The sequence below is a fragment of the Suttonella ornithocola genome (assembly GCF_001889065.1).
Lineage (GTDB): Bacteria > Pseudomonadota > Gammaproteobacteria > Cardiobacteriales > Cardiobacteriaceae > Suttonella_A > Suttonella_A ornithocola.
Genome location: NZ_LWHB01000097.1, coordinates 1 through 3,622, shown reverse-complemented (window position 1 = coordinate 3,622; position 3,622 = coordinate 1). Strand labels below are relative to the sequence as shown.

Annotated in this window: 2 protein-coding genes and 1 pseudogene; 1 reads left to right on the top strand and 2 read right to left on the bottom strand. The window is 41.1% G+C overall.

The genetic code is table 11. The features are described from left to right. Nucleotides 1–294, bottom strand: a pseudogene (locus tag A5N85_RS15650) (IS1595 family transposase); the annotation flags it as partial. A gap of 182 nt (nucleotides 295–476) precedes the next feature. Here A5N85_RS15650 and acnA point away from each other — a divergent pair. Further along, nucleotides 477–3,122, top strand: coding sequence for an aconitate hydratase AcnA (gene acnA, locus A5N85_RS07980; protein WP_072576763.1), 2,646 nt, complete (start codon nucleotides 477–479; stop codon nucleotides 3,120–3,122). 164 nt (nucleotides 3,123–3,286) lie between these two features. Here acnA and A5N85_RS07975 read toward each other — a convergent pair. Next, nucleotides 3,287–3,622: transposase (locus A5N85_RS07975; protein ID WP_143143217.1), on the bottom strand; the 336-nt coding region annotated here is incomplete at its 5' end.

Genomic DNA, 3,622 nt, shown 5'->3' with positions numbered 1-3,622 from the left:
ACCAAAGACGGATTGTTTTAAAGTCCCACGACCACGTTTGAGCTTGTCATGATAATCCCTTTGACGCTTTGCGCCAAAGTAGGATTCATTGATCTCAATTGAGCCATATAAAAGGTTTTTCTGGTTTAGTTGATACTGATAAATTTCTTGGCGAAAGATAGCGTACCAGCGGTTAATGGTATTACGGTTTACATTCAGCAGAAGAGCTGTTTTGGTTGTGTCAATAGCAATACAAAAGCATTGCACAATTTTTTTTTTAAGCTTATATGTACCTAGTTTGCTGTTAGATTTCATTTTTCTAGACTAACAGGTTATTCCTGATAGTCTAGAGCCTTACAAATATGCCAAATCAGATATCGATAACGCCTAAAACAAGCGATTTAATTGCTAAAGGTTAAAATCATCTCTGGTCAACTACTTTGCCGTTTTTTCTAATATGGCGTAAACTATACAGGAATTCAAAAAAGAGAGGCAATATGACGAATCCTAATGCGACCGAAAAGCTCAGTGTTAACGGTAAAAACTATACTTATTATCCACTTAAGTCAGTTGTTGCGCCGGAGCATCTTGGAAAACTCCCCTACTCTATTAAAATCCTTCTAGAGAATCTATTAAGAACCACCGATGGCGAATCTGTCACCGAAGAAGATGTAAAAGCCTTAGCAACTTGGACTCCAACCAGCTTAGATGAAAAAGAAATTGCCTTTTCTCCTAGCCGCGTTATCCTACAAGACTTTACCGGTGTGCCTTGCGTTGTCGATTTAGCAGCGATGCGTGATGCAATGGTTAAGCTTGGTGGTAACCCTGATAAAATCAACCCACAAGTTCCTGTTGATTTAGTTATTGACCACTCAGTAATGGTTGACTACTTCGGCACAACAGATGCACTTGAGAAAAATGCGGAATTAGAATTTGAGCGTAACCATGAGCGCTATCAATTCCTACGCTGGGGACAAAAAGCCTTTGATCGCTTTCGCGTTGTTCCACCAGATACTGGTATCGTTCACCAAGTTAACCTTGAATATCTCGCACAAGTCGTTTTCCAAAACGAAGAAAATGGCGAAACAGTTGTTTATCCCGACAGCTTAGTTGGTACAGACTCCCATACCACCATGATTAACGGCTTAGGTGTTCTTGGTTGGGGTGTAGGTGGTATTGAAGCCGAAGCGGCAATGCTAGGACAACCAATCACCATGCTTGTGCCTGATGTTGTCGGTTTCGAATTAACTGGCAAACTACAACCTGGTGTCACCGCGACCGACCTTGTATTAACCGTTACCCAAATGTTGCGTCAATTGGGCGTCGTTGGTAAATTTGTAGAATTCTATGGTGACGGTCTAGCTGATTTACCTCTTGCAGATCGCGCAACCATTGCCAACATGGCACCAGAATATGGCGCAACTTGTGGTATTTTCCCAATCGATGAAGAAACGCTCAACTATATGCGTCTTTCTGGTCGTAGCGAAGAATTAATTGCCTTAACTCAAGAGTATGCTAAAGCGCAAGGCATGTGGCGTAATCCGGGCGATCGCCCAACCTACACCGAAACGCTTACTTTAGATATGGGAACCGTTGTTCCTTCCGTTGCAGGTCCAAAACGTCCACAAGACCGTATCGAATTGAGCAATCTTTCAGCAACCGTCAATGACTTATTACCTAAAGAGCGTAAATCTGTTGAAGTTACTTTAGACGGTGAAACCTTTACCTTAGAAGACGGTGCTGTCGTGATTAACGCGATTACCAGCTGCACCAACACTTCTAACCCGTCTGTCTTATTGGCGGCTGGACTAGTTGCGAAAAAAGCCGTTGAAAAAGGCTTAAAACGTAAACCTTGGTGTAAAACCTCTTTAGCACCAGGATCTCAAGTCGTTACAGAATACTTAGAAAAAGCCGGACTCACACAATACCTCAACCAAATTGGTTTTGATGTTGTTGGTTATGGCTGTACAACTTGTATCGGTAACTCTGGACCATTACCAGATGCTATTGGTGATGCCATTGATGCTAACGATTTAACCGTTGCTTCTGTCTTATCTGGTAACCGTAACTTTGAAGGTCGTGTGCATGCAAAAGTTAAAATGAACTTCCTTGCTTCGCCGCCACTAGTTGTTGCTTACTCCTTACTCGGTACCGTGACTAAAGACATCACCAAAGAGCCAATTGGTCAAAACGAACAAGGCGAAGATATCTATCTTAAAGACATTTGGCCAACGCCTGAAGAAGTCCAGTCCCAGCTTTCAGCAATCCAACGTGATATGTACGTCAAAGGCTATAGCGATGTTTTTAAAGGTTCAGAAATGTGGCAAAACATCGAAGTTACCGAGTCAGAAAGCTACGACTGGAACGATGAATCAACCTATATCAAAAACCCACCTTACTTCGATGGTATGGGCAAAGAAGCACCTGCTAATTTACCAGAAATCAAAGGCGCTCGTGTTTTAGCACGCTTAGGGGATTCCATTACTACCGACCATATTTCTCCTGCTGGCTCATTCAAACCAGAAACTCCTGCAGGTCAATATCTCATTAGCCGCGGAGTAGAATCTAAAGATTTCAACTCTTACGGTTCTCGTCGTGGTAACGATGACGTGATGGTTCGTGGTACATTTGCCAACATTCGCCTACGCAACGAATTAGCACCTGGCACAGAAGGCGGATTTACCACTAACTTCTTAAATAACGAAGTTGAAACCATCTATGACGCATCAATGGCATATCAAAAAGAAAATATTCCATTGATAGTTCTTGCAGGTAAAGAATATGGCACTGGTTCCTCTCGAGATTGGGCAGCGAAAGGCACTATCTTATTAGGTGTAAAAGCCGTTATTGCAGAAAGCTTTGAACGTATTCACCGCTCTAATCTCGTTGGCATGGGCGTATTACCATTACAATTTAAAGACGGTGATACATGCGATAGCCTAGGTTTAAAAGGTGATGAAACCTTTGACTTTGCGCCATTAAGCAAAGGAATGAAAACAATCGAAGTTACTGCAACCTCTCCAAATGGTGATAAGAAAACCTTTGAAGTCAAAGTTCGTATCGATACACCGAAAGAATGGGCGTATTATCAAAACGGCGGTATTTTACAATACGTCTTACGTCAACTAGATAAAGCAGCCTAATATTATTAGTAAAAATAAAAGCGACCATTAATCAGGTCGCTTTTATTTTTCTTATCTTAAGACTACTTTTTCAGAAAATCTCCGACATTTAATAAAATCAATTCATTATCATCAACTTCATTTGGATTCCTACTTGAAGAAAATGGTAAATTATTATAGTACAATCATCTAAAGCCCAACCCAATCCAAAGCAGATAAAAGAATAAAGTATCAATACAATCCATCCGCCATTCTTTGCGTATTTGCTTAATCCAAGCCCACATCTTTTCAATGGGATTTAAGTCTGGACTATAAGGGGGTAACCAAACTATCTCATGCCCATGCTCTTCAATGATTGCTTGAATATCACTGCGTTTATGAAAAGCGGCATTGTCCATGACAATTACACTGTTTTTAGGTAACTCAGGTAACAGTGCTTCTCTCACCCAATGAGAGAAAATATCGCTGTTAATAGAACCATCATATAAGCGTAAGGCAAACAATTCTCCATTGATAATGGC

Bases quoted from the DNA above. Each gene is read 5' to 3' on its own strand.
- acnA (WP_072576763.1), top strand. From the start codon at position 477: ATGACGAATCCTAATGCGACCGAAAAGCTCAGTGTTAACGGTAAAAAC.